Origin of the sequence: Candidatus Avedoeria danica (genome assembly GCA_016703025.1) — a bacterium.
Classification (GTDB): domain Bacteria; phylum Chloroflexota; class Anaerolineae; order Epilineales; family Epilineaceae; genus Avedoeria; species Avedoeria danica.
Genome location: JADJCV010000004.1, coordinates 1,590,774 through 1,615,508, shown reverse-complemented (window position 1 = coordinate 1,615,508; position 24,735 = coordinate 1,590,774). Strand labels below are relative to the sequence as shown.

Sequence of the window (24,735 nt, the reverse complement as noted above, 5' to 3'; positions counted from 1 at the left end):
CCCTCAGCCGATCGCGCGCCGCACCCCATCCACCCCCGCCGCCACCGCCCGGCTCGGCCCGCTGTCCGGGTGCCCGGCGTGCGCCAGCGTCGTCGTCGTCACGCCGTCCGGCGTGGCGATGCAGACGTCGATCCGCCCCGCGGTGGGCGCTGGGTGCGCCGGATCGCCCGCCCGCCGCAGGCTGACGCCGACGCCGACCTCGACGTGGCGCGACCGGCGGGCCGCGGCCACGGCGGCCTCGAGCGCCGCGGCGGAGAGCGTGTCCGTCACGACCTCGACGCCCGCGCACACATCGCCCGCCCCTGCCAGCGCCGCCGCCAGCGCCCCGCCGACGCCTGCCTCCACGCCGGCGATGCGCCAGCCGCGCGCCGCCAGGGCCGCGGCCACGACGCCAGGAAGCGTCTCGTCGTCCGCGCCGAAAACGGCGTCGCCGAGCCGGTCCCGGATCGCGGACTCGATCGGGGCGATGAGGACGTCCGCGGCTTCGCGGGTCGCCGCGCGGGCCGTCAGCCGGACATCGACGACGCCAAGGTGCGCCGCCAGCCCGACCGCCAGCGCACTGCTTTGCCGCACGGTGCCCACGATGTCGTGGATCGCCGCGTCGAGCGCCGACTCGCCGATGCCGGCACAGTGCAGCGTTCGCAGCCAGAGCCGTTCGGTCAGGCCGAAGCGCGCCACGAGCAGCGGCAGCACTGCATGCTCGGTCAGGTAGCGCATCTCGCGCGGGACGCCCGGCAGGCAGATCACGCACGCGTCGCGGACATCGACGGCAAATGCCGGCGCCGTCCCGACCGGGTTGGGGATGACGTGCGCACCGGCTGGCACGAACGCCTGTGCGCGGTTGTTGTCCGTCGGGACCCGTCCGAAGCGCTCGAACATCGTTGTGATCGTCGCCCAGAGATCGGGGAGGAACACCGTCGGGACGCCCGCGGCGCGTGCCGCCGCCTCGCGCGTTGGATCGTCGAACGTCGGCCCGAGGCCGCCCGTCGTGAGGACGATCCGCGCGCGCGACGCCGCTTCACGGATCGTGGCGGCCACGCCGTCGACGGCATCGCCGACCGTGGTCTGGCGCGTCACGGCGACGCCGATCGTGCGCAGCGCGCGGGCCAGATCCCGGCCGTTCGTGTCGAGCGCCTCGCCCAGCACGAGCTCGTCGCCGATCGTCACGATCTCGGCGGTGACCGGGACGGTCGGATCCGTCGGATCGCCCGCTTCGTGCCGAACGTTCGACACGATCGTCGCTCAGGGCTCGCTAGCGCGCCAGGTACCCGCCATCGACGTTCAGCGTCGTGCCGGTGACGAACGCCGATGCGTCCGACGCCAGCCACACGACGGCTTCGGCGATCTCCTCCGGCAGACCGAGGCGGTTCATCGGATGGCGGCTGGCAAGCTTGGCCTGCGCCGCCTCGTCGAACGGGATGCCGCTCTTGGACAGGATCGGCGTCACCACGAAGCCGGGCGCGACGGCGTTCACGCGCACGCCGGCGCCGGCATACTCCAGCGCGCCGGTCTGCGTCAGGCCGATGACGCCGTGCTTGGAGGCCACATACGGCGCCGCCCCGTTCAAGCCGACGTGTCCGGCGATCGAGGCGATGTTGATGATCGAGCCGCCCTTGCCGTGGCCCGCCATCGCCTGAAGCTCGGCGCGCATGCACAGGAAGACGCCCGTCAGGTCGATCGCCACGACCTTGTTCCACTCGTCGAGCGGGTAGTCGCCGATCTTGGCCGCCGCACCGGCGATCCCGGCGCAGTTGCACGCCGCGCGCAGCTCGCCGATGGCGCTTGCCTGGTCGATCATCGCCTGCACGCTGGCTTCGTCCGTCACGTCGGCGACGATCGGCGTGCAGCAGCCGCCGGCCTGTCGGATGAGGGCGGTCGTCTCTTCGGCGGCGGCGGCCGAGATGTCGGCCGCCGCCACGCACGCGCCGGCGCGCGCAAACGCCTGCGCCGTCGCCCGCCCGATGCCGCTGCCGGCCCCGGTGACGAGCGCAACGCCGTTCTCAAGACTGGATTTCGTCGATCCGGACATCGTAAATCCCCCTGCGTCGGACACGGCGCGCCCAAGAGTTGGAGGCGCGCGGATGGTCTTGTCGTGCGAATGGGCAGCCTGCGTCCCGGCGGGGCAGCAAGCGGCCCGGCTGGCGTGGCTTGGCCGCGCGCGGGGCCGGGCCGGACGTGTCTGCTGCGGCGAGACTGAGCGGAGCATAACGCGGCGGGCGTGTTTTTCCAAGAACAGACGAGCGAACGCGGTCGCACCGATGCGCTGCATCGAACCGCTGCGCCGGCGCCCGTCGGAGCGAGCGCGATCCTCCGTATGACGCCGCCGGCCTACTCTCCCTCCTCCACCCCCCGCCACACCCGCTCCGTCCACCCGCGCACGTCCGCCTCCATCGCCGCGTCGCCCGGCCAGAATGTCGACAGCTGCGACCGGAAGGCCGCGACGGCCGCGACCTTGGCTGCGACGTCGCCGTCGCCGGCGGCCAGCGTGTCGTCGACGGCTTCGAGCGGCCTTGGCTCGGCGGCGAGCGCGCGGGCCGCGGCGCCGGGGGTGCGGGCGTACGGATAATCGGCGTAGTACCTGACCGCCCGGCGGGCCCGCCATGCCGCCAGCTCGCCTGCCGCGCGGGCCATGCGGTGGTCGACGTGCCCGCCGATCGCCAGCGGGACGAGCCACCGCACGTCCGGCGCCAGCGGGCCGATGCTGGCCAGCGTCTCGGCCGCGGCCCGGCCGAGCGCCGCCTCGCGACGGTGGGGGGCGCCGAAGAGCGCCGTCTCGTCGGCGTACGGCCAGAGCGAGCGGCCGCGGTGGTTGACGGTGCGATAGATCGCGTCCGCGACGTCCAGCGTCCAGCCCTCGGCGCCGAGGATCGCGTTCGCGTGCCGGTCCTCGACCCGGCGCGCCTCGACGACGGCCGCGGCCGCGCCCCACTGCGCACCGGCGGCCGCGGCCCAGCGGGCGTGGTGGGCCGCGGCGAAGGGCGAGAGCGGTCCCGGCGCCGGCGCGCCGCCGCACAGCGTGGCCACGACGACGCGCTGTCCGTCGGCGGCCCAACGGTGGAGCGCCGCGCCGAGCGAGAACGCGGCGTCGTCGAAGTGCGGCGAGAGGACGACGACGTCGATCGGGCCTTCGCTTGCGGCGTCCGGAGCGGCAAGCGCCACGACGGTGCGTTGGCTCAGCATGAACGGTGTTCGCGCGGGCGTGCGGTCGCGGTCGACGAACGCCGACGCCGCCCAGCGCGGATGGCCGATGGTGGTTGCAGGACCGGTCGCGCCGCCACGGCTCTCCCCCCGGCAGGCAGGACGACGATGCGGCCGAAATCTTAGCGCGTCCTCACCGGAGACGGTGCCTTCGCACCGTATAATCGCCCGTATGCCGATCATCGATGACGTGCGGACACCGCGACCGACCGCCCCGCTGCCGGTTCGTCGCCGCCTCGCAGCGCGATCCGCCGCGCTTGCCGCTGCCGCCGCCCTCGCCGTTTCCGGCGGCTGCCGTGGCGCGCCCGCGCCGGACGAGCGGGCCGAGTCGACGGCCGCCAGCGTCGTCGCCGGCACGGCCGAGGCGCCGCTGGCGCCGGGCGCGCTGCCGACGTACACGCTTGGCCCGCCGGGTGTCATGGGCCTTGCGACGGCGGGCAGCGCCGACGGATCGTCCGTTGCGCCGGGGGGCGGCGGGAACGCGCCGCCATCCAACGGCAACCCCCCGCCGGCCGAAGGGCTGCCGGCGCCGACGCCGCGGCCGAGCGAGGCGGTGGCCGCGGCCGGCCCGCCGCCGACGGACCCGGCGATCGTCGACCTGATGGGCGCCGTCTCGGCCGACCGCCTGCGCGCCGACGTCGTCAAGTTGGCCTCGTTGGGCACGCGCCACGCGCTCTCGAGCCCCGAGGGCGGTGCGCGCGGTGTCGGGCCGGCGCGGCAGTGGCTGCGCGAGCGCTTCGAGCAGATCGGGCGCAGCTCGGTCAGCCAGATCGTGGCCCAGGCCGAACCCTTCCCGCTGACGTTCGCCGGACGCTCGACGGAGCAGCAGAACGTCGTGGCCACGCTGACCGGCATCGGACGCGACAAGCGGTTCGTCTACGTCATCGCCCACTACGACTCCCGTACGAGCGCCCTCGACGACGGGGCGAGCGATGCGCCGGGCGCGTCCGACAACGCGTCGGGCACGGCAGCGCTCCTCGAGCTGGCGCGGGTCATGGGCCGGCGGCAATGGGACGCCACGGTCCGGCTGCTGGCAACCGCGGCCAAGGAGGAGGGCCAGTTCGGCGCCAAGCACCACGCGGCCCACGCGCGCGAGCTCGGCCTCGGGATCGTCGCCGTGCTGAACAACGACGTCGTCGGCGGCGCGGCCGGCGCCGGTGGGGCGCGGCAGCCGGCGAGCGTGCGCGCCTTCTCGGCCGGTGCGGACGGTGGGCCCTCCCGGCGCCTGGCGCGCTACGCCGCCGTCGTCGCGGCACGCTACGCCGGCGCGCTCGGGGCGCCGGCCGGTCCGCTGGCCGTCGAGGCCGTTCCGACGGCCGATGTCGACGCCGAAGGCGGGGATCACATGGCCTTCACGGAAGCCGGCTACCCGGCGATCCGGCTGATGGACGCGATCGAGGATGCGGGCCGCCGGCACGCCGTGTCCGACACGGCCGAGCGCCTCGACCCGGCCTATCAGGCCGCCGTCGTCCGGCTGAACGTCGCCGTCGCCGCCAACCTGGCCCTTGCGCCGGTCGGCGAGGTGGCGGCGCCGCGGCTCGTGGTGGAGGCGGTGGCGGCGGGGACTGCGGCGGGGGCGACGGAATCACCGGGCGGGGATCGACTGCGGGTGACGTGGGATGCGCTGCCCAATCCCGACGTCAAAGGCTACTACGTCGCCTGGCGTCTGGCGGGCGAGCCGGCCTACCGGGCCGTCCAATGGTCGCGGGGCACTGAGACGGTGATCAACGGAGTGCCGGTGGGGGCGGAGGTGCGGGTGGCGGTGGCGGGGAGCGATGATCTGGGGCATATGGGGGTGTTTGGCGGGGAGGGGGTGCGGTAGGCCGGCGATAAGCTACCCCGCTCGCCTTCCCAACCATCTGAGCACCCCATCCACGCTCACACCGAACGGGTTCGCTGCCTCGAACCGCGCCAACTCGGCCGCATCCACGCCCGCCTCCAACGCCCGTGCCCGCGACCACTCGACATAAAGTCGCAAGATCGTATCCCGATCCATGCCCTCGTCGAACTGCCCGCCGATGAACGCGACGACGTCGCCAAGCTCCTCGCGCAACCGCTCGAAGTGCCACCGGCCATCGGCGACCGCGCCGAAGTGGGTCAGGTACAGCGTCGTCGCCGGCAGGGCAGCGCACTCCGCGAGCAGGCGATCCATCGTCGTCCGCCACGCGTCCGGATCGAACTCCGGCGGCACCGCCGGCACGGCCACCAGCCGGCTGCCCGGCAAGCGCACGCCGCCCGCGTCGCCCGTGAACAGCGCGTCGCCCACCCGCCAGGCGTGGTGGTGCTTCGCGTGGCCGGGTGTTGCGACAGCCCGGAACGTGAGCCCGGCGACCTCGACGGTCGCGCCGTCCTCGACCGCGTTCACCCGATCGGCTGGCGCCGGCAGGATCGCCCCCCACAGCCGGTCCATTTCATCTCCGTAGATCCGCGTCGCGCTGGCGACGAGGCGCGACGGGTCGACGAGGTGGGGCGCGCCGACGGGGTGGACGTAGATCGGGACGCCTCGGCGCGCCAGCCAGCCCGCCGCTCCGGCGTGGTCCAGGTGGATGTGCGTCACGAGCGCGCCGGCCAACTCGGTCGGATGGACGCCGAGCGCCGCCAGACCATCGACGAGCGCCGGCAGCGTCGAGCCGGGTCCGGTCTCGACGAGCGCCCAGCCGTCCGGCCCTTCGATGGCGAAGGCGGCGACGGCGTGGTCGAGGGCCATGAAGTTCAGGTCGAGGATGTGAACGCGCACGGGTGACCCTTGTCGTTCGGCCGTTGGAAGCTGGCCGCGCCGCGGCTCGCCGCCTATTCTAGTGCGATGACCACCGACACCCCGCCCGAGCATCGCCCGCCGACCCTCCGCCGTACGCCGCCGCCCGCCGGCGATTGGCCATCGACCCGTTCGCCCGACGACGACGTCTCGCACCCGTCGCGCCTGCCGCGACCCGGCCGCTCGTGGCCCGTCATCGCCGCCGCGGTATTCGTGGCTGGCCTCGGCGCACTCCTCGTCGTCGCCGCGCTGATCCTCTACGGCCTTTACCGCCGCGGCGACGCCTTCCTCGACGACGTCTCGAACGCGTTCAGCCCGCGGCCGAACCCGACGCCGGCGCTGACCGCAAAATCCGTCATCGTCGAGCGGCTGCAAGAGGCCGCCGAGCTCACGACGATGGTCTACACGCTCGAAACCGTCGTCTCGGAGTCGCAGTCCCGCGAGATCGGCGGCTTCACGATCGGCTCGACCGAGCTGCTCTATATCGCCAACGGCCAGGTCCGGGCCGGCGTCGACCTGTCGAAGCTGCGCACAGGCGATGTCGACATCGAACGCCGCTCGGGCGAGCCGATCGGGCCGGAAGCCGAGTCGGTGACCGTCGAGCTTCCGGCGCCCGAGATCCTCGGCGCCGCGATCGACGTCGAGCGCTCCCGCGTCTACGACCTGCGCCGCAGCCTCTTCGGCCCGGTCGACCCCGACCTCCAATCACGCGCCGAGCGCTACGCCCTCACGCGGATCGTCGAGGGCGCCTGCGCGGCCGACGTGCTGACGCAGGCGAACGAACGCGCGTCCATAGCGGTGCGCGCCGTCCTCGAGGCCGCCGGTGCGGGCCGCGTCACGATCAAGACGCGCACCCCCGGCCCATGCGAGTGGCCGCCGCCCACCCCATGACGCCCATACCCATGACGCCCATGATGACTCCAACCCCGGCCCAACGCGGGCGGTTGTGGTGTGGACCGACGGTACGGCATCTCGGGCGCGGCATCGCCCACCAGACGGCTATGCGCCTTTGACCCGCGTCACGTACGCCCCGGTCCGGGTGTCGATCCGCAGGATCGAACCGGTCTCGACGAAGAACGGCACGTTCACCATCAAGCCGTTCGCCAGCTTGACGGGCTTGGTGCCGCCCGAGGACGTGTCGCCCTTGAACCCCGGCGGCGCCTCGGCGACCTCGATGTCGATGGTCGTCGGCAGCTCGATGCGGATGGCCTTGCCCTCGTGCATCGCCAGCTGCAGCTCCATGTTCTCGATGAGCCAGGGCGCGGCGTCGCCGATCTGGTCGCGGGGGATCACCGGCTGCTCGTAGGACTCGAGGTCCATGAAGTGGAACAGGTCGCCGTCGGTGTAGAGGTATTGCACGCGGCGGTTCTCTAGCCGGATGTCCTGAAGGCGCTCGTTTGAGTTGAACGAGCGCTCGAACTGGGCGCCGCTATCGAGGTTGCGGATCTTGGCCTTGACGGTTGCGCCGCCGCGGCCCATCTTGATTAGGCTCTGGTCGATACACTCGTACAAGGCGCCGTCCAGGTCGACGACCATACCCCGGCGCAGTTGAGCGGCTTCGATCATCGTCCGTCCATCCCTTCGTCATCGAATCCGCACAACTTTACAGGACAGGCGCCTCATGACGCCAGATTCGCAACGGCGCCCACCGGGCGGCCAGCGGTCGCCTCCATCGCCATCCAATCGTGGGCGATGAACGCCAGATCGGCCAGCGGCGCGCGGCGGCGGGTCATTTCCGGCAGCGCGTCGAGGAACGTGCTGCCGTAGCGCTTCGTCATGATCCGGCCGTCGAGGACGGCGATGATGCCGCGGTCGGCGCGCGTGCGGATCAGCCGGCCGACGCCCTGGCGGAATCGGAGGAGCGCCTGCGGGATCGAGAGGTCGTTGAACGCGTCGTCCAGGCGCTCGGAGCGCGCGGCGAACAGCGGGTCGGTCGGGACGTCGAACGGCAGGCGGGTGATCACGAGACAGCTGAGCGCTTCGCCGGGGATGTCGATGCCCTCCCAGAACGAGCGCGTGCCGAGCAGCATCGTCGGCGTCTCGGGGTCCATGAACGTGCCGAGGAGCGTGTTGCGCGAGCCGTCCAGCCCTTGGCCGATCACCGTGACCCCGGCGTCGCCGAGCGGCGAGCGAATGGCGTGGTAGGTCTCGCGGAGCGAGGCGTGCGACGTGAAGAGGACCATCGTCCGCCCGCGCATCGCCGTTCCGAGCGCGATGAGCGCGCGGTCGAGGGCGCGCTGGTGGTCCGGCCGGTTCGGCTCGGGCATGTCCGTCGGGACGTAGAGGAGCGCTTGCCGCTCGTAGTCGAATGGGCTCTCGACGACGAGGTCGGCCGCGTCCGGCAGCTGGAGCCGATCGCGCGCGAAGTCGAAGTCGGGAGCCCGGAGCGTGGCCGAGGTGAGGACGAGCGTCTCCTTGTCGGCGAACAGCTGCCGCGCCAGCGTCGGCCCGACCTCCAGCGGCGCCACGTGCAGCGCCTGCCGCCCCTGGCCGTCGGCGGCCGCCCAGACCACGTCGTCGCCGCGCGGCGAGGCGATGGCGCGGTCGAGGCCCTCGATGAGCGTTTCGAGCGCGGCGAGGGCGTCGCGCAGGTCGGCGACGATCGGGTCACCATCCGCCAGGTCGCCTTCGATCGTCACGATGCCGCTCAGCAGCCGCCGGCCGGCATCGTGCATCGCCACCAGCGCCGTGCGCGCGTCGTCCCATGCCAGCTCGACGGCCGACCAGTCCGGGCTGTGGCGGACGGCCTCGGTGATCCGCTTGTCGACGATCCGGCGCTCGTCCGTCACCTGGAGGAACTCCGCGAGCGCGTCGTACAGCCGACCGACGCCCGCGTCGGCGTCCGCGCGGCCGCCGGTCATGCGGGCCAGCTGATCCAGCAGGGCCGAGGCGGCAGCGCGCGTGATCGGCGCCATGCGCAACAGCTCGAGCGCCGTCGTCAGGCGCGTGGCCAGCGTGCCGCGGCTCTTGGCCGCCAGCGCCGCGACGGCGTCCTGCAGCTGCGTTCGCCCGGCCGAGAAGCTGAGCACGTCGGTGGCGACATCCTCCAGATGGTGCGCCTCGTCGATGATCAGGTGCTTGTACGGCGGCAGGATCCCGCGGCCGCTGTCGGCCTGCACCATGTCGCTCGCCAACAGGGCGTGATTCACGACGACGATGTGGCTGGCGAAGGCGCGGCTGCGGGCACGGTGGAGCCAGCACTCGCCGCGGGCGGCGTAGGCGCAGCGGTCGCCCGTGCACGCGCCGCCGTCGGCGCAGAGTTGCCGCCACGTGCGCTCGTCCTCGGGCCGCAGCGCAAGCTCGACGCGGTCGCCGGTCGTCGTCGTCGGTGCCCAGACGAGCACTTTGGCCAAGGCGCGCACGGTCTCGGCATCCAGGTCGTCGCGCTGGAGGAGCATGTCGAGCCGGCTGCGGCAGAGGTAGTTGTCCCGTCCTTTGAGCATCGCAAAGCGCAGCCCGTCGTCCGTGAGCGACCGCACGAGCGGCAGGTCCTTGGAGACGAGCTGATCCTGCAGCGTGATCGTGTGCGTGCTGACGATGACCGGGCAGCCGTTCGCCAGCGCATAGGCCGCCGCCGGGAGGAGGTACGCCAGGCTCTTGCCGGTGCCGGTGCCGGCCTCGATGAGCACTTGGTCGCCGTCGTTCAGCGCCCGCACGACCTCGGCCAGCATCGCCTGCTGGCCGGGCCGGTCCTCGTACGCGGCCAATGAGCCCGCAAGCGCCCCGCTCGGCGCCAGCAGCGCGCCCACCGTGGCGGCGTCGATCTCGACGCGGCGTGGGCTGCTCTTCAGCGCGGCGCCGAGCGAAGCCGACCCGATCGGGCGCGGCATCGCGGCGGGCAGCGGGTCGGCCGCCGCGGCGATGAACACGCGGCCGGCGCCCCAGCGCGTGCGTGTCGACAGGCGCTCGATGGCGGTGAGCGTGGCCGGTGGGAGGCGGCGGGCGCGCTCGACGAGAGCATCGAACAGCACGCGGCTCGTTCGGGCGTCCGGCAGGGCGCGGTGGTTGGGGTCGCCGTCGAGGGCGAGGAAGGCCGCCAGATGGCCGAGGCTGAAGCGGCGGGCTTCCGGGACGAGGATCGTCGCCAACTCGTGCGTGTCGATCGCGTCGCCCGGCGGCGTCCAACCGGCGCGCTTGAGGAAGCCGAGGTCGAAACCGACGTTGTGCCCGACAACGGGCGCGTCGCCGACGAACGCGGCGAGCTCGGCCAGGACGGGACCGATCGGCGGCGCCTCCACGAGGTCGATCGTGCGGATGCCGGTCAGCTGCTCGATCCGGTGGGACAGCGTGATGCCCGGTTGAACCAGCGACGTGAACTCGCCGAGGATCCGCCCGTCGGCGAACTTGACCGCGCCGACCTCGATGATCGCGTCGCGGTCGGCGTTCAGTCCGGTGGTTTCGAGGTCGAGGCTGACGTAGGTGGTGGGGGTGGACATGATGGCGATTGTATCAGATGCGGCAACAGATGTTCGACGGTTCGGGCGCGGCGGCGCGGGTCGATGGAACCGTCCGGCGCCTGAGGCGTGACCCAGTGTGACACGCGCTCGCCGCGCCCGTCGATGACCCCATCGCAGCCACGCTCATAGCCAGGAGGAATGTCGTGCCCACCACCATTCGGCCACTCATCGTTGCGGCCCTCTGCACCGCCGTCCTCGTCGAACATCGCACGGGCCTGCACGGACTGCCCGTCGCCCACGCCCTGCCGTCCGTCGCCGCGCCCGATGCCGACGGTCCATGCGAGATCGTCGACACGCAAGCCACGACCGACCGCGCTGCCGTGCGGATCGGCGGCACGGTTGGCCTCACGCTCTCGTGGCGGTGGCGCTGCGCCGGCGGCGGCGTGAAGCGCGATGTCCTGATCGTCGCCGATCCGTCCGCCGCCTGGGCCGCGGTGGATCCGGACGGGCCGCTCTTTCTCAGCAACCTCCGTCTGGCGCTCACCTCCTTCGCGGACCGCGTGGGCTTCGAGAACGGCCAGCGGTTCGGGACCGTGATGGCGAGCTGCCCGGCAGGCGTCAGCGCGTCGCTTGGGACGGGGGAGGCGGCGCACCGGGTATGGCGCGACGGCCTCTCGCGCTTCCCGGCGAGCCAGGATCGCGACATGCTCGGCGCCCTCGCGCTCGCACGCGATGCTCTGGCAGCCCGTCCGTCATCGCCCGGCGAACCGTCACCGATTGTCCTTGTCGTCGACTCGGGCGGAACGGAGTGCGGCACCGGCCCGCAGCCCACGACATCAGACTACGCCGCCGCCTGCCGGGACGTGCGCGACACCGGCGCAACGGTGGCACTGCTCGTGACGCGGCGTTCGCAGCCACGGATGACCGGCTGCAACACCCCAGGCTGGCTGTTTCGCTCGTCGAACGACCGCGGCACGGACCTTGTTGCGGTCCTCGGCGAGATCGCCGACCGGATGTTCGTGCCGGACGTCCCGACCGAGGCGTTCACCCGCATCGCACCGGCCACGAGCGACTGGGACGTCGTCGACACCGATCCGGACTCGGACGCCGCGTCCCCCGAGATCCAGTGGTTCAAACCGGTGGAGCAATCCGATGCCGGCGAAATGCATGTCCGGGCAACGTTCCGAGCCCGTGCGGATGCCGAAACCGGACCGCGCCTGTTGGCCGTCGAGGTCACCGGCGGGCCGTCTGCCGGCCTCACCGGCGTGGCGGGCGACCTTCTCGAGCGCGCCTTCGAGGCGCCGCCCGTCTGCATCTACGCGCGCGGGCGCGGGATGGCCGAGTGCGGTGTGCGGGAGCCGATCCACGTGCCGTTCGTCGTGCGGTGACGCGCAGCGGCTTGACGATATCACGAGGTGCTGACGATCATGGGGCCCCGTCCGTCCTTGTGCCAGTCAGGAGTCCGGAAATGGCCCCACGTCCCGCCCGTCCGAACCGGGCCGCCGCGCTTTCCGTGGTGCGCGCAGCCGCGGCCGCGGCCGCAGCCGTTGCCGTGGCGTTGTTCGCTCTGCCGTCGCTGCCGATCACCGCCCATCCTGCCCACCGCGCCCTCGCCGACGAAGCCGCCACCGCCGCCGCCGCCGAGGGCATGCTCACCCGCTTGAACGCCGCCCGCACGGCCAACGGGCTGCGGCCGTACCGCTCGTCGCCGCTCCTCGCCGACGTCGCGGCTGGCCACGCCCGCGAAGTCGCCGAGCACAACCACTACTCGCACACCGGCCTTGACGGTCGCTCGGCCAAGCAGCGGATGGCCGACGCCGGCTATGGCGCCGGGCACGGCGGCGTGCGCACGAGCGAGAACTTCGTCGCCCGCGCGACGGTGGACGAAGGGTTCCAGTGGTTGATGGACGATCCGGGCCATCGACCGAACATGCTCGACGCTACGTTCCGCGAGGTCGGGGTGGGGGCAGCGCCCACGCGTTTCGGCTTCGTGTGGGTGCTCGACTTCGGGACGTACGACGGCGTCGACGACGTGCCGGCCGCGGTCCCGGTGACGGCCACGTCGGTCGCCACGGCGCCGCCAACGGCCGCGGCGACGGAAGTCGTCACCGCGACGGCCGAAGTCACTTCGACGACGTCGCTGACGGCGACGGCGGCGCTCACCGCGTCGCTGCCGTCCAGTAGCACGCAGCCGATGACGGACACCGTCGCCGTGGCGACGACGGCGGCGTTGACGCCGACTGCCGTGGCGGCCGGCCCGACCGCGGGTGCGGCCCCGTCGACCGCACCCGCCGCACCGCCGACGCGGATATCGGCCGTGGCCGTCGGAGTCGGTGTCGTCGCGCTGCTGGCCGTCGTCGGCCTGCTCGCGCTTGCGTCGACGGGGTGGGGAACCGGGCGACGCCGCTGATTGCCGACCGCTGGCCGACCGCCGCCACCGCCGCTATCATCGAACCCCGGTGAACGATCGCTCGCCGCAGCGAACCGCTTAAGGAGCACCGGGCCGTGGATCCAAAGACGCGCTACATCTTCGTGACCGGGGGCGTGACGAGTTCGCTTGGCAAGGGCATCCTCGCCGCCGCCGTCGGCCGCCTGCTCAAGGCGCGCGGCGTGCGGGTGTCGATCCAGAAGCTCGACCCGTACATCAACGTCGATCCCGGAACGATGAGCCCGTTCGAGCACGGCGAGGTCTTCGTCCTCGAGCAGGGCGCCGAGACCGACCTCGACCTCGGCCACTACGAGCGCTTCATCGACGAGGACCTGCCGCCGGCCGCCAACATCACGACCGGCCAGGTCTACTCGGAGGTCATCGCCCGGGAGCGGCGGGGGGATTACCTCGGCAAGACGGTTCAGACGATCCCGCACATCACGAACGAGATCAAGCGCCGCATCCGCCTTGCCGCGGCGCAGTCCGGCGCCGACGTCCAGATCGTCGAGATCGGCGGCACGGTCGGCGACATCGAGTCGCTGCCGTTTCTCGAGGCGATCCGGCAGATGCGGATCGACATCGGTCCGCCGAACGTCCTCTACATCCACCTGACGCTCCTGCCGTACCTCGAGGCGACGGGCGAGCTCAAGACGAAGCCCACCCAGCATTCCGTCAAGGAGCTACGCGGCATCGGCATCAACCCGGACGTCATCGTCGCGCGGTCGGACAAGCCGGTGGCGGATGACCTGCGGCACAAGATCGCCCTCTTCACCGACGTCCCCGTCGAGGCCGTCGTGCCGGCCGTCACGTCCGACACGATCTACAGCGTCCCCCTCGAACTCGAGGCCGCCGGCCTCGGGGATCTCGTCGTCCGCCATTTCGGCCTGAACGTCGGGCCGCCCGAACTCAGCCAGTGGCGCGACCTCGTCGACCGCATCCGCGCCCCCAAGCCCTGCTTCACCGTCGCCCTCGTCGGAAAGTACGTCGAGCTGCACGACGCGTACAAGAGCGTCGAAGAGGCGCTGCAGCACGCCGGCTGGGGCGAAGGGGTGCGGTTCCAGATTGCATGGATCGATTCGGAGGACCTCGAACGCGGCCGCAACCTCGACGCCCTCGAGCGGGCCGACGGCATCATCGTCCCGGGCGGGTTCGGCAGCCGCGGCATCGAGGGGAAGATCGCCGCGGCGCGCCACGCCCGGACGCAGCGGGTGCCCTACCTCGGTCTCTGCCTCGGCCTGCAGATCATGGTCATCGAGCTCGGCCGCTACGCGCTCGGCACGGACGACGCCAACTCGACCGAGTTCGACCCGGCCACGAAGAACCCCGTCATCGACCTCTTGCCCGAACAGTTGAACGTCACGGACATGGGCGGGACGATGCGCCTCGGCGCCTGGCCGTGTCGCCTCGTGCCCGGCACGCGCGCCGCCGCTGCGTACGACACCGAGCTGATCACGGAGCGCCACCGTCATCGCTTCGAGGTGAACCCGGCGTACCTCTCCAGGCTCGTGGAGGCCGGCCTCGTCGTGAGCGGTCTCTACACCGAGCGCGATCTCGTCGACGTGGCCGAGTTGGCCGATCACCCGTTCATGGTCGGCAGCCAGTTCCATCCGGAGTTCAAGAGCCGCCCGCTGCGACCGCACCCGCTGTTCCGCGCGTTCGCACGGGCGGTCGTGACGGCGGGCCGCGCGCGGGCCGACGCGCCGCCCGCGGCGATGACGGCCACCGTCAACGTCGGCGAACCTGTCGAGGCGCCCCGCAATGGCGCCGCGGCGGTCGAGCGGGCCGAGGCATGACACGGAGCGCCGCATGAACCTCGCCGAGCAGCCGACGGCCGACCGCATCGCGATCATCGACGCCCTCATCGCGCGCCTGCCGGACTACCTGGCCTCCGACGCCCTGTTCCTGCCGGTCATGGCCGAGCACGGCGGCCGCCATGATCCGGTCTCGCTCACGCTCGGCGTGCTCCTCGACGCGCTCGATGCCCTTGCCGCCGTCGCGCCGTCCGACGCCCGCGCGCTCGATGACCAGCTGCGGGCCGCGGCGGCGCTCCGACCGGACGCTTACGCCGCCAAGCTCCACCGCGAGCTGCGCAGTGCCGTTGCGGTTTGGAAGGCCACGGCGGACGACGTCGTGCGCGAGCCGGAGCGCGCGGGCGATGGTTGGCACGAAGCGGCGCGGCAGCGCACGCGCGCGGCCCAGCTCCTCGACGAGCTCGGACGGATCGGCGTCTCTCCCCAGCCGGCGACCCAGGCATCGCTGTCCGCCGCCGATGCCGCGGCGCGCCCGAACACGGTCACCGCTCCCTTCGCGGGGCGTCCGCTCGACGCGGAGCGCTTCCCGGCCGAGCGGTTCTGGTGGCTCTGGCGGAGACCCGCGGGCGACTGAAGCCCGACGATCGCACCGTCGCACCCTGCGTCGACCGGCGATCCCGAGTGCCAGCCCATGTCGACCCCATCGCCCGAGATTCGTGGCGCCGCCCCCTTGACGTTCGCCGAATCTCGGTTATAATCGCGTTTAGTTAGTTTTGCGTTTAGAGCGGCAGCCCTTTCCCGCCTCGCTCGTCCGTGCTTGCTTTCCTTTCGGTGTCGGTTCGGCCGGCTCCGAAAGAGGTGGGGGGTCGTCCACAGGTGCGTGGTGTCGTCGCTCGCGGCGGCGCCACGCACCGGGCGCCACGGGCGGTCCGGTTGGACAGCGGCGGACAATCCGTGCATCATCGCCTCTAAACGCTTTTCTAACTAAGGCAACGGTAACCAACTCGCAAGGGATCGCAGCGTGGACAACCGCACGCTCGCGGCCACACCGGACCGAAGCAGGACCACTCGATGCGCTCTTCACGCCCGCTCTGGCCACCCAACCGACCGCCAAGCGCCGCCCCGATTGCCGGGGCGCGTGCGGCGGTGTGGCTGGCTGCGGCGGCGCTGGGGATCGCGCTCGGGCTGAACGTCGGCCTGCCGTTGCCGCACCCACCCCTTGCGCCGCGCGGACAGGCGCAGTCGAACCAGGCCGAGGTCGCGGTCCTCCTGTTCCCTGACCTCGAGGGCGACGGCGACTTCGCCCCGGACTGCATGGGCTGCGACGGCGAGTTCTCCTCGGGTGATCGGCTGTTTGCCGAGCGGGATCCGCTGCCGCGGCTCGACGTCACGCTGACCGACGTGTCCGGCACCGAGCTGACGATGCGCACCCGCGCCGTCGAGCCAGGTCGCCAGGAAACGCTGTTCCGCGTGGATCAACCGGGCGCGTACACCGTGACGCTCCGCACGCTGCCGGCCGCGTGGCAGCTCTGTCCGAACGCCGCGCAGGACCACACCGTCGTGGCGGCCGACTTCGACGGGACGACCCGCCGCGCCGCCGTCCGCTTGGCGCTCACCCACGGCTGCCGCCGCTTGGCCGACGCCGCGACGCCCACGGCTGAGCCGCCGGGCGCGGCCACCGGACCGGCCGACGCCACGGCCGACGCCACGGCCGACGTCACGCCCGACGTCACGCCCGCGCCAACGGCATCAACGAAGTCGTCGCCCACCGCGCCCGCCGTGCCGGTCGCACCCGTCGATGGCTCGTCGGCCGACGACAGCCAACAACCGCCCGCCACCAGCGGCGATGCGATCGGCGGGGACACGGACGATCGAGCCGCGGGCCACGGGGCTTCCAGCCCGCTCGATGGCGCCAGGAGTGGCGTTTCGAGCGCCCCCACCTTCCCGCAGACGGGCCGATCCGGCGCCGCGCCGACTTCCCGCGCGGCCGGGTTCGCCCTCCTGGCCGCGCTCGCGGCCGTGCTCGGCACCGGCGGCCGACAGATCAGACGACGACCCCTCTCGCGCCACTCGGGCCCACGGCCCGAACGGCTGCGCTGACCGACGACCCCGCTCGACCCTTGCAAAGGATGGACCAACCCATGCGTACCCACTTCCGACTGTTCCTATCGACCCTGGTCGCGCTCCTCGCGACCGCCGGCTTGGCCGGGACGCTGCACGCGGCGCCCGCGGCCCAAGGCGGTGACTTCACGATCTCGCTCGTGGCATTCGTCGACGTCGCCGGAGGCGGCACGGCCGACTGCCCGGGCTGCAACGGCGAATACGACGCCGAGGACGAGTCGTTTGCCGCGGGCAATCCGCTCGGTGAGATGGAGTTCGTCGTCCGCGACATGGCGGGCGCCGAAGTGAGCCGCACCGTGACGACGCAGCTGCTCGGACTGCAGCGCGCCCAATTCACCGTACCGGCCATCGACGTCGACGAGTCCTATACGCTGGAGCTCGTCGGGCCGCCGTCCGGTTGGCAGCTCTGCACGGGCGAGTCGAGCACCCGGACGATCCCGTTCGACTCGTTCGTGATCGACAGCGCACGGGAGGACTTCCACTTCTTCCTGGGCTGCAGCCGGCCAACCGACGCACCGACGGCGCCGGGCGAAGCCACTGCCACGCCGATGCCGTCGGAGCCGACCGCGACCGCTCGGCCCGATGACGGCGGCGACGATGGCAATGGCGACGATGACGATGGCGACGATGACGACAGTGACAATCCCGCCGAGGGTGCACCCGCCGCAGCGCAGTCCGTTGCCCCGGCCGTCGTTCAGGGCGGCCAGCCGACGGGCGGCCGTGGCGAGATCCGCGGCGTCGCATTCATCGACGAGAATCAGAACGGCCGCATCGAGGGCACGGAGGGCGGCATCGGCGACGTACTCGTCCGTCTCGAGGGCAACGGTCTTGACCTCGTCTTCAAGACGCTGCCGACCGGGCAGTTCAGCTTCTCGAACCTGGCTCCCGGTACGTACAACGTGCTCGTCGTGGCCGGCGGCGGCGCGCAGATCACGACACCTTCGTTCTACCGTGTCCTGGTGAACGGCGACGTGATCCAGGGCGTGGACTTCGGGTTCACCAGCCGCCCGCGCGGACCGGCGCCGCGCGCCTACAACCCTCGCCTGCCGTCGACGGGCATCGCCGACGTGCCGATGGCGCCGCTGTTCGGCGGGCTCGCCCTTGCCTTGGGCGGCCTTGCCGGGCTCGGCATGGTGGCGGAACGTCGCCGCCGGCAGGCTTAGCCGAGGCAATCCACCCGCGCGCATCGGCCGCGCGGGACCACCGATCCGACGCGATCCGGCCCGGACGGCCGCTCGCCAAGATGGACCACGTTTGAAAGGACGGAGCACCCATGCGCACCACGCTTCCCTTGCGAGCCCTCGTCGCCGTTCTGGCGGCCCTCTTCATCACCGGCACCGTCAGCGGTCGCCTGTACGCCGCCCCGTCGGCGCAGGGCACGATCGGGCTGATCATCATCGGCCATGTCGACGTCGACGGCGGCCCCGATCCCGATTGTCCGACGTGCAACGGCAGCAGCCAGAACTCGTCCGAAGATCCGGGCGACACGGACTACGCCGACACCGACCCGCTGCCCGAGATCGAGTTCGTCGTCCTCGACATCGACGGCAACGAGGTCGGGCGAGGCACGACGACGTCCCAGGGCAATGCCCTCCAGCTGCTCAGCCTCGACGTCGATGAGCTCGGTCCGGACGAGGAGTACACCATCGAGATCGTCTCCGGCCCCGACGGTTGGGAGGCATGCCGCGGCGAGACCAGCCAGACGATCGGTGAGGCGGAGATCGGTCCGGCCGGCAACGGCCGCCTGGACTTCTTCTTCTACAAGTCCGAGTTCTGCCAAACCCTCGAGACGCCGACCGCCGATCCGGGCATGACCGCCACGCCCGATCCGAACGTGACGGTGGACCCGAACGCCACGCCCATGCCGACCGCGACGCGCAAGCCGAGCAGCGGTGGCGGCAGCGAGCGCCACAAGGACAAGGAGCAGAAGCTCGGCGCGATCGCCGGCGTCGCGTTCATTGACGAGAACCAGAACGGCGTCATCGATCCGGGTGAGCCCGGCCTCGACCACGTCGGGGTGAACATCCACGGCGGCGGCCTGCAGAAGGTCTGGGTCACCGGTGGTCCGGGCAACTACAGCTTCGACGGCCTCGGTGTCGGCGAGTACGAGGTGTTCATCCAGCCCGGCGCCGAGTGGAAGATCACGACCCCGTCACGCTACCACGTGAAGGTCAACGGCAACCATGTCGTCGGCATCGACTTCGGCCTCGTCCGCGCCGGCGCCAAGGCCCCGGCCAAGGCCAGCGCCAGCGTCCGCTTGCCGGCCACCGGCATCGCCGACATGCCGCTCGCGCCCGTGCTCGGCGGCTTGGCCACGCTGCTCGGCGGCCTGGCCGCCCTCGGCTTCGTGTTCGAGCGCCGGCGCCGCAGCTAGCCGAAAGGCCGTCGTCTGCGCTAGCCTCATGGTGTGATGCGCTTGCTCCACGGCCGCGCGTCCGGCTCGCCCCTCGGGCGGGCCGGCGCGCTGGCCGTCGTACTCCTCGCCTTGTCGCCGACCGCCTCCGAGCGGTCGGCGATGGCCGTTGGGGCGCGCGCGCGCCCCGCGGCGGTGCATGCTTCGTCCCGGCCGCCCGCGCAGCCGTTGTCACCGCCCGCCGCAGTCCCGCAGTCACCGCCGCAGTCACCGCCGCCGGCGCCCCCTTCGACGCTCCGGCCGATGATCGTGCGCGTCCATGCAACCGAGCCGGCCGACGCCATCGCGATCCGCGTCGGCGTTGCCGCCGACAGCGGCCGCCTGGCCCGCCGCTCCCGCCGCGCCGACGTTTGGGCGGCCCTCGTGGCGGCCGGTGAGGCGGACCTCGCGTCGCTGGACAACGTGCTGGCCGCACTCGAGCGCACCGGCCATGTCGCGCGCATCGAGCGGTTTCCGGTCGGGCACGCCGTTGCCGTGCTGGCCGACGACACAGCCGCGATACGCCTGCGGGCCGCGCCCGGCGTGCTCGATGTCGCCGTCGAGGGCCGACACCGGCTCGCTTCCACGGGGACGCGTTCGGTGAGCATCGTTCCGCCGGCGCCGGATGCCGCCGGTCGGCTCGCTGCGGTCGGCGCGCCGGAGGCGTGGCGGCGCGGCATCACCGGCGACGGCGTCGTCATCGCCGTCTTCGATGCGGGTGTGGACTGGCTGCATCCGGCGCTGGGCAGCCGCTACCGCGGCCGCGATGGCGACCATGCCTACGATTGGGCCGACTTCGTCGGGTACACGAACCGACCCGGCGATGGCCTCGGCCACGGCACGGGCGTCGCCGCGCTGGCCGTCGGCGCGGACCGCGCGCACGCGTACGGCGTTGCGCCGTCGGCGGAGTGGATTGCGGTGCGCGCGTTCGACGACCAGGGCGCAGCAGGTGACGCGATCCTGCTTCGCAGCGCCGAATGGCTGATGGCCCCGACGAACCTGAAGCTGCAGGAACCTCGCCCCGACCTCGCCCCTGATGTCATCAACGCCTCGTGGACGCTCGAAAACGGCGTCGACCCGCTGTTTGCGCCCATCTTGGCGGCATGGCGTCAGCTCGGGATCACGGCGGTCTTTGCCGCGGGCAACGACGACAGCGACATCGGCCCGTCCGGGACGATCCGGATGCCGGCCGCCGCGGCGGATGCGATCGCCGTCGGCGCGGTCGACGATGCGGGGCGATCTTGGCGCCGCTCGCTTGGCGGTCCGACATGGGACGGCCGGATCAAGCCCGACGTCGTCGCCCCGGGCGTCGAGGTGTTCACCGCCGGTCTCGATTCCGGCTTCGATCGCAAGGACGGCACGTCGATGGCCGCGCCGCAGGTCAGCGGCGCCGCGGCGTTGATGCTCGCTGCCCAGCCGGACCTGACGCCGGACGATGTCGCCCAGATCCTGCGACGAACCGCGACGGATGCCGGTGCTGCCGGCCCCGACCCGCAGTACGGCTTCGGGCGCCTGGCCGCCGATCGAGCGGCCGCCGCCGCGGCGCTCAGCGGGCGGGTCGTCGGACGGATCAGCGGTGCGGACGGTCCCGTTCCGCTCGCCCGCGTGACGCTCGGCGAGGGCGCATTCAGTTGGACCGCCTTCTCCGACGCCAGCGGCGCGTTCGGCATGGCCGTCCCGGCAGGCCGCTGGCCGATCGCGGTGCGCGCCCCCGGCTGGCGCGCAAGCCCCACGAACCCGGCGACGGTCGGCGTCGAGGACGATGTCACGACGGCGATCGATGTCCAGCTCGAAGCCGCGTCGGGCACGGTGCTCAGCGGAACGGTCGTCGACGCCTTCGGTGCGCCGCTCGGAGGGGCGCGGGTCGAGGCTGTGGATGCCGGTACGGATCCATCGGCCGTCGCGCTCGCGCCGCCGCCGGCGCCGGACACCGGCAGCGTCCCGCCGGCCGCCGACGCCCCTGTCTCGACGGTGGTGGATCCCGCCGGCCGCTTCACGTTGCGCGTGCCGCCCGACACTGCGCTGCTCCGCGTGCGGGCGGCCGGCCATCGAGCGATCACCGCCACCGTCCCGGCCGCCGGCCCGTGGCACGCGGCGCTCAGCGCGGCGCCGCGCATCCTGCTCGTCGATGCCGACGCCTGGATGGGCGACGGCCAGCGGATCTGGCCGTACGCGGCGCGCGCGCTCGACACTGCCGGCTATGCACGCGGCAATGCCGTCGACGTTTGGACGATCGATGCGCCGAAGGATCCGCTTCCGCCGCCCGCCGAACGATCGCCGTACGACATCGTCGTCTGGTCCCATCTCTTCGGCTCGCCGGGCAGTCTCGAGCGGCTTCGTGGCGATCAAGGGGTCACCGACTGGCTCACGGCGTGGGTCGCGGCCGGCCGCCGGCTGCTCGTCACCGGCCAGGACATCGGGCAGTGGGATTCGGGCGAAGGATCGGCCCGCCTGGCGCCGACGTTCTTTCGCGACATCCTCGGCGCGCGTTTCGTCGCCACCGACGCCGCGACGAACACCGCGGCCGGCCTCGACTTCCTCGGCGGCCTCAGCATCCGGCTGGCGTCGCCCGGCGCGTATCCCAAGGGCGGCCGCCACAAGCCTGACGTCGTCGCGGTCGCAGTTCCGGAGGCACGCCCGATTCTCAGTTACCGCGGCGGCGACGCCGCCGGCGTGGCCGTCGACTCACCTGTCGGGCGGCGCGCGTATGTTGCCTTCGGCCCCGAGAGCGCAGGCGACCCGGCCGCACTGGCGCGCCTGTTCGGCGGCCTGATCGGCTGGCTGACACCGCCCCGACTCACCGTCAGGGCCGATCCGGCCATCGTGCGCACCGGTGGCGCCGTCGATCTGATGGTGGCCGCCATGGGTCCCCGCGTCGCCACCGACGCCGCGCTGCGCCTCGAACGACCGCTTTGGCTGGTCGTGGCCGCGGACGGCCTGCCGGCGGGCTGGGCGCTGGCCGAGGACGGCGCGCTGACGTGGCGCGGCCGCTTGCCGGCCGACACGCCGGCCCGCTGGACGATCCCTGCCACCGTGCATGCATTGGCCGCCGGTCGCCAGATCGTGACCGCCACGTTGACCGCCGCCGGCGCACCGATCACGGCCACGACGGCCGTCGAGGTCGCTGCGCCGCGGCTGTCGTCCGGGTCGTCGCTCGAAGTCGTTCCCGCGCGGCTGGCCGCTCCCGGTCCCGTCCGCGTCGTCCTCAAGGTCGTCAACGACGGAACGCTCGTCGCGGTGGCACCACTCGTTCGGATCGGGCAGCTGCCCGTCGGACTCCGACCGCTGACGGAAACGCTGACCGCCTCGCTCGGCACAGCCGCCTGGCTGCCCGACCCCAACGACGGGGTGCTTTGGACCGGCGACCTGGCGCCGAACGTCATCGTCACCGTTGCGTTCGAAGCCGTTGTGGACGCCACGGCCGGGGAGCAGGCCGTCGTCCGGGCCACGATCGACACGAATGCCGTCGATCGTGTGATGCTGAGCGGCGGCGTTCGAATCGGCGGACCTGTGCTGACGCTCGCCGGGCCGATGCGCTCGGCGCCGGCCGTATGGGTGGCCGGGCGGGCCGCCGTGCTGACGGCGCCCCTCGTGAACCTCGGCCGCGCCGCCGCCGAGACGACCGTCCGGCTGGCGCTGCCGCCCGGCATCGAACCACCCGAGCGTCCGAACGGCCGCTGGGATGCGACGACGCGCGTGCTGACCGTGCGGATCACCGTACCGCCCGGCGCGACGTTGGCGCTCGACGTGCCGCTCGTCATCACGGCCGATGCATCGCCCGGTGCCCGCTCCATCCGGCTGCACGCGGACGACGGCCTTGCGCCGCCGAACGTGTGGACGGCCGACTTCACCACGGAAGTCCGGCGCTTCGATCTCCGGCCATCAAGGCTCGTCGTGGCGCCGGACACCGTCGGCTCCGGCCAGCCGACGAGCGTCACGCTGTTCGTCGGCAACTTCGGTGATGCTGCCGTGGATGCGCATGCCGCGCTCGCGCTGCCGCCCTCGCTCGTGGCCGACGAGCGAAGCGTCCGCGTCACCGGCGGCCAGGTGCAGTGGGATGTCGCCAGCGTGGCGTGGGATGTCCGCATTCCGCCGGCAGCCGAGGACTACGTCGCCGTTCCGGACCGTCGGACCACCGACTGGCCACCCTCCCCCGGCGGCTCGGCGCTCCCGGCCGCCGATGGCGCCGGCTTGCGCCCGCCCGTTCCGGTCGGCGTCCCGGTGCCGTTCTTCGCGGAGGTCGTAACGCGCACCTGGGTGACGGACGACGGCCTGATCGCCTTCGCGCCGCCGGTGCAGCGTCCTGACCCGGCGCTCGGCCCGGCGGCGGCCGGCGTGCCGGCCATCGCGGTGCTGTGGCGGCCGGGCCGAGTGCTCGGTTCGCCGCGCATCCAGCGGTCCGGAGACGGCTTCGCCATCCTCTGGTTGGCGCCAGGGGCCCACCCGGACCCCGTCGCCGCCGCCTCGCTCGATCAGGACGGCACGATTAGGTTGTGGATCGCCCCCGACGCGCCCGTGAGCGGCGCGATCCTCGGCCTGCACGCGGCGGACGGGCGAACACTGTCGATTGCCGCCGCGGAGGTCGTGGGCACGCCGCTCCGCCTGACATCGCCCGGCGGCTGGGCCCGACTCGCGTTGGACGCGGTGCCCGGCTCCAGCCTGAGCGCGAACAGCCAGCTGCGCTTGAACGCCGTGCTCTCCTCGGAGGGAGTCGGCGACACATCCGTCGCGGCGACGGTGCTCGTCAATCGTCTGACGTTCGATCCGACCGAGCTCACGCTGTCGACGGACGCGCCCGTGCCCGGACGGCCGTTCTCGGCCGAGCTGTCCGTTGCCACCGACGGCCGGATCGCGGCCCGCGACGCCGACATCCGGATCCAGTTGCCGGCGGGCGTCGAACTCGTGTCCGGCTCGCAGTCGCCGGAGCTGCGGGTCGTCGAGGACGAGCTGGTCTGGCAGGGGCGCGTCGAGCCCGGACAGGTCATTCCGTTTGCTTGGCAGATGGCGCTGCGGCCCATGGTGCCGGACGGGACGCGCCTCGTCGTTCTCGCCCGAGTCCGCGCCAAGGACGTGCCGCGGACGGACTTTCGCGCCGTCGCCACGGTCCGGCAGCGCCCCGTGGCGACGATCTCGAAGCGCGCCTCGCGCAGCGCCGCCCGGCCCGGCGAGAACATCACGTGGGTGCTGCGGGCGCTGAACACCAACCCGACGGCCGCTCGCCTCACACTCGCGGATACGTTGCCCGGCGGCCTGACCTTTGAGTCCGACTCGGCGCGCGCGTCGCTCGGCCCGCGGCCGGTCTGGGACGCCGCAACCCGCACGCTTCGCTGGACGGGCGACGTGCCGCCCGGGAGCGCGGTCGAGGTGACGTTCGACACGCGCTTCGCCGGCCAGCCGGCGACGTGGGTGTCGAACGTGCTCGAGGTCACATCGGCCGACGGGGCGCGCCTCACAACGGCGGCCAATGTGCTTGGCGCATCCGGCCGCGTCTACCTGCCGCTGGCGTCGAGCCGGCCGTAGGGATCATCCGGAGCGCGCCGCCACGCGTCCGTTCTGTGGCTGTCGGCCTACACCCGTGCGGCGTCCACCGTCCTCGCGTACGATCTCGCCGTATCATCCGGCATGCGGCGCACGTCGAACACCGCGGTGCACCGCATGCCGTCGCCGCCCGGCGAAGGCACGGTGCCTCCGGC

General features: G+C 72.6%; 16 protein-coding genes. 10 read left to right on the top strand and 6 right to left on the bottom strand.

What is annotated here, in order from left to right; translation table 11 throughout:
- Nucleotides 1-3: 3 nt before the first annotated feature.
- The 3 genes from IPG72_09870 to IPG72_09860 form a co-directional block, all read right to left on the bottom strand.
- Entirely contained in the window at nucleotides 4-1,233 is a 1,230-nt protein-coding gene (locus tag IPG72_09870) for a competence/damage-inducible protein A (protein MBK6769290.1), read from the bottom strand.
- A 19-nt stretch (nucleotides 1,234-1,252) separates the two neighbouring features.
- Entirely contained in the window at nucleotides 1,253-2,029 is a 777-nt protein-coding gene (locus IPG72_09865) for an SDR family oxidoreductase (protein ID MBK6769289.1), read from the bottom strand.
- A 299-nt stretch (nucleotides 2,030-2,328) separates the two neighbouring features.
- On the bottom strand, nucleotides 2,329-3,180 hold the full coding sequence (locus IPG72_09860; GenBank protein MBK6769288.1) for a PIG-L family deacetylase: 852 nt from the start codon (nucleotides 3,178-3,180) through the stop codon (nucleotides 2,329-2,331).
- A 190-nt stretch (nucleotides 3,181-3,370) separates the two neighbouring features.
- Between IPG72_09860 and IPG72_09855 the strand changes: the two genes are divergently transcribed.
- The gene (locus IPG72_09855; protein MBK6769287.1) at nucleotides 3,371-5,020 is read left to right on the top strand and encodes a M28 family peptidase; all 1,650 of its coding nucleotides are present in this window, start codon (nucleotides 3,371-3,373) and stop codon (nucleotides 5,018-5,020) included.
- A 12-nt stretch (nucleotides 5,021-5,032) separates the two neighbouring features.
- Here the strand turns inward: IPG72_09855 and IPG72_09850 are convergent, their stop codons facing one another.
- Nucleotides 5,033-5,935 carry an MBL fold metallo-hydrolase gene (locus tag IPG72_09850; protein MBK6769286.1) on the bottom strand — a complete coding sequence of 301 codons (903 nt, stop codon included), beginning with the start codon at nucleotides 5,933-5,935 and terminating at the stop codon, nucleotides 5,033-5,035.
- Nucleotides 5,936-6,001: 66 nt separating this feature from the next.
- On the opposite strand from IPG72_09850, the gene IPG72_09845 reads away from it, so the two are divergent.
- The gene (locus tag IPG72_09845; protein MBK6769285.1) at nucleotides 6,002-6,844 is read left to right on the top strand and encodes a DUF4230 domain-containing protein; all 843 of its coding nucleotides are present in this window, start codon (nucleotides 6,002-6,004) and stop codon (nucleotides 6,842-6,844) included.
- Between the two features lie 108 nt (nucleotides 6,845-6,952).
- Here IPG72_09845 and efp read toward each other — a convergent pair whose 3' ends face one another.
- Together efp and IPG72_09835 are read right to left on the bottom strand one after the other, a co-directional pair.
- On the bottom strand, nucleotides 6,953-7,519 hold the full coding sequence (efp, locus tag IPG72_09840; protein MBK6769284.1) for an elongation factor P: 567 nt from the start codon (nucleotides 7,517-7,519) through the stop codon (nucleotides 6,953-6,955).
- A 53-nt stretch (nucleotides 7,520-7,572) separates the two neighbouring features.
- The gene (locus tag IPG72_09835) at nucleotides 7,573-10,389 is read right to left on the bottom strand and encodes a hypothetical protein (GenBank protein MBK6769283.1); all 2,817 of its coding nucleotides are present in this window, start codon (nucleotides 10,387-10,389) and stop codon (nucleotides 7,573-7,575) included.
- Nucleotides 10,390-10,553: 164 nt separating this feature from the next.
- On the opposite strand from IPG72_09835, the gene IPG72_09830 reads away from it, so the two are divergent.
- The 8 genes from IPG72_09830 (at nucleotide 10,554) to IPG72_09795 (ending at nucleotide 24,562) form a co-directional block, all read left to right on the top strand.
- A complete protein-coding gene (locus tag IPG72_09830) occupies nucleotides 10,554-11,738 on the top strand; it encodes a hypothetical protein (GenBank protein ID MBK6769282.1) in 1,185 nt (394 codons plus the stop codon).
- 80 nt (nucleotides 11,739-11,818) lie between these two features.
- On the top strand, nucleotides 11,819-12,760 hold the full coding sequence (locus IPG72_09825) for a CAP domain-containing protein (protein ID MBK6769281.1): 942 nt from the start codon (nucleotides 11,819-11,821) through the stop codon (nucleotides 12,758-12,760).
- 95 nt (nucleotides 12,761-12,855) lie between these two features.
- Nucleotides 12,856-14,571: a CTP synthase gene (locus IPG72_09820; protein ID MBK6769280.1), complete on the top strand. Its 1,716-nt coding sequence runs from the start codon at nucleotides 12,856-12,858 to the stop codon at nucleotides 14,569-14,571.
- Between the two features lie 13 nt (nucleotides 14,572-14,584).
- Nucleotides 14,585-15,163 (top strand): hypothetical protein, encoded by a 579-nt coding sequence (locus IPG72_09815; GenBank protein MBK6769279.1) that lies wholly within the window; start codon nucleotides 14,585-14,587, stop codon nucleotides 15,161-15,163.
- Between the two features lie 437 nt (nucleotides 15,164-15,600).
- Nucleotides 15,601-16,629, top strand: a complete 1,029-nt coding sequence (locus IPG72_09810) for a hypothetical protein (protein ID MBK6769278.1) — start codon at nucleotides 15,601-15,603, stop codon at nucleotides 16,627-16,629.
- Between the two features lie 41 nt (nucleotides 16,630-16,670).
- Entirely contained in the window at nucleotides 16,671-17,813 is a 1,143-nt protein-coding gene (locus IPG72_09805; protein MBK6769277.1) for a hypothetical protein, read from the top strand.
- Between the two features lie 110 nt (nucleotides 17,814-17,923).
- Nucleotides 17,924-19,024, top strand: a complete 1,101-nt coding sequence (locus IPG72_09800; protein MBK6769276.1) for a hypothetical protein — start codon at nucleotides 17,924-17,926, stop codon at nucleotides 19,022-19,024.
- Between the two features lie 36 nt (nucleotides 19,025-19,060).
- On the top strand, nucleotides 19,061-24,562 hold the full coding sequence (locus tag IPG72_09795; protein ID MBK6769275.1) for a S8 family serine peptidase: 5,502 nt from the start codon (nucleotides 19,061-19,063) through the stop codon (nucleotides 24,560-24,562).
- The last annotated feature ends 173 nt before the right edge of the window (nucleotides 24,563-24,735 follow it).

Coding starts and splice junctions, on each gene's coding strand:
- IPG72_09865 (MBK6769289.1), bottom strand. CDS start 2,029: ATGTCCGGATCGACGAAATCCAGTCTTGAGAACGGCGTTGCGCTCGTC.
- IPG72_09860 (MBK6769288.1), bottom strand. CDS start 3,180: ATGCTGAGCCAACGCACCGTCGTGGCGCTTGCCGCTCCGGACGCCGCA.
- IPG72_09855 (MBK6769287.1), top strand. CDS start 3,371: ATGCCGATCATCGATGACGTGCGGACACCGCGACCGACCGCCCCGCTG.
- IPG72_09845 (MBK6769285.1), top strand. CDS start 6,002: ATGACCACCGACACCCCGCCCGAGCATCGCCCGCCGACCCTCCGCCGT.
- efp (MBK6769284.1), bottom strand. CDS start 7,519: ATGATCGAAGCCGCTCAACTGCGCCGGGGTATGGTCGTCGACCTGGAC.
- IPG72_09835 (MBK6769283.1), bottom strand. CDS start 10,389: ATGTCCACCCCCACCACCTACGTCAGCCTCGACCTCGAAACCACCGGA.
- IPG72_09825 (MBK6769281.1), top strand. CDS start 11,819: ATGGCCCCACGTCCCGCCCGTCCGAACCGGGCCGCCGCGCTTTCCGTG.
- IPG72_09815 (MBK6769279.1), top strand. CDS start 14,585: ATGAACCTCGCCGAGCAGCCGACGGCCGACCGCATCGCGATCATCGAC.
- IPG72_09810 (MBK6769278.1), top strand. CDS start 15,601: ATGCGCTCTTCACGCCCGCTCTGGCCACCCAACCGACCGCCAAGCGCC.
- IPG72_09805 (MBK6769277.1), top strand. CDS start 16,671: ATGCGTACCCACTTCCGACTGTTCCTATCGACCCTGGTCGCGCTCCTC.
- IPG72_09800 (MBK6769276.1), top strand. CDS start 17,924: ATGCGCACCACGCTTCCCTTGCGAGCCCTCGTCGCCGTTCTGGCGGCC.
- IPG72_09795 (MBK6769275.1), top strand. CDS start 19,061: ATGCGCTTGCTCCACGGCCGCGCGTCCGGCTCGCCCCTCGGGCGGGCC.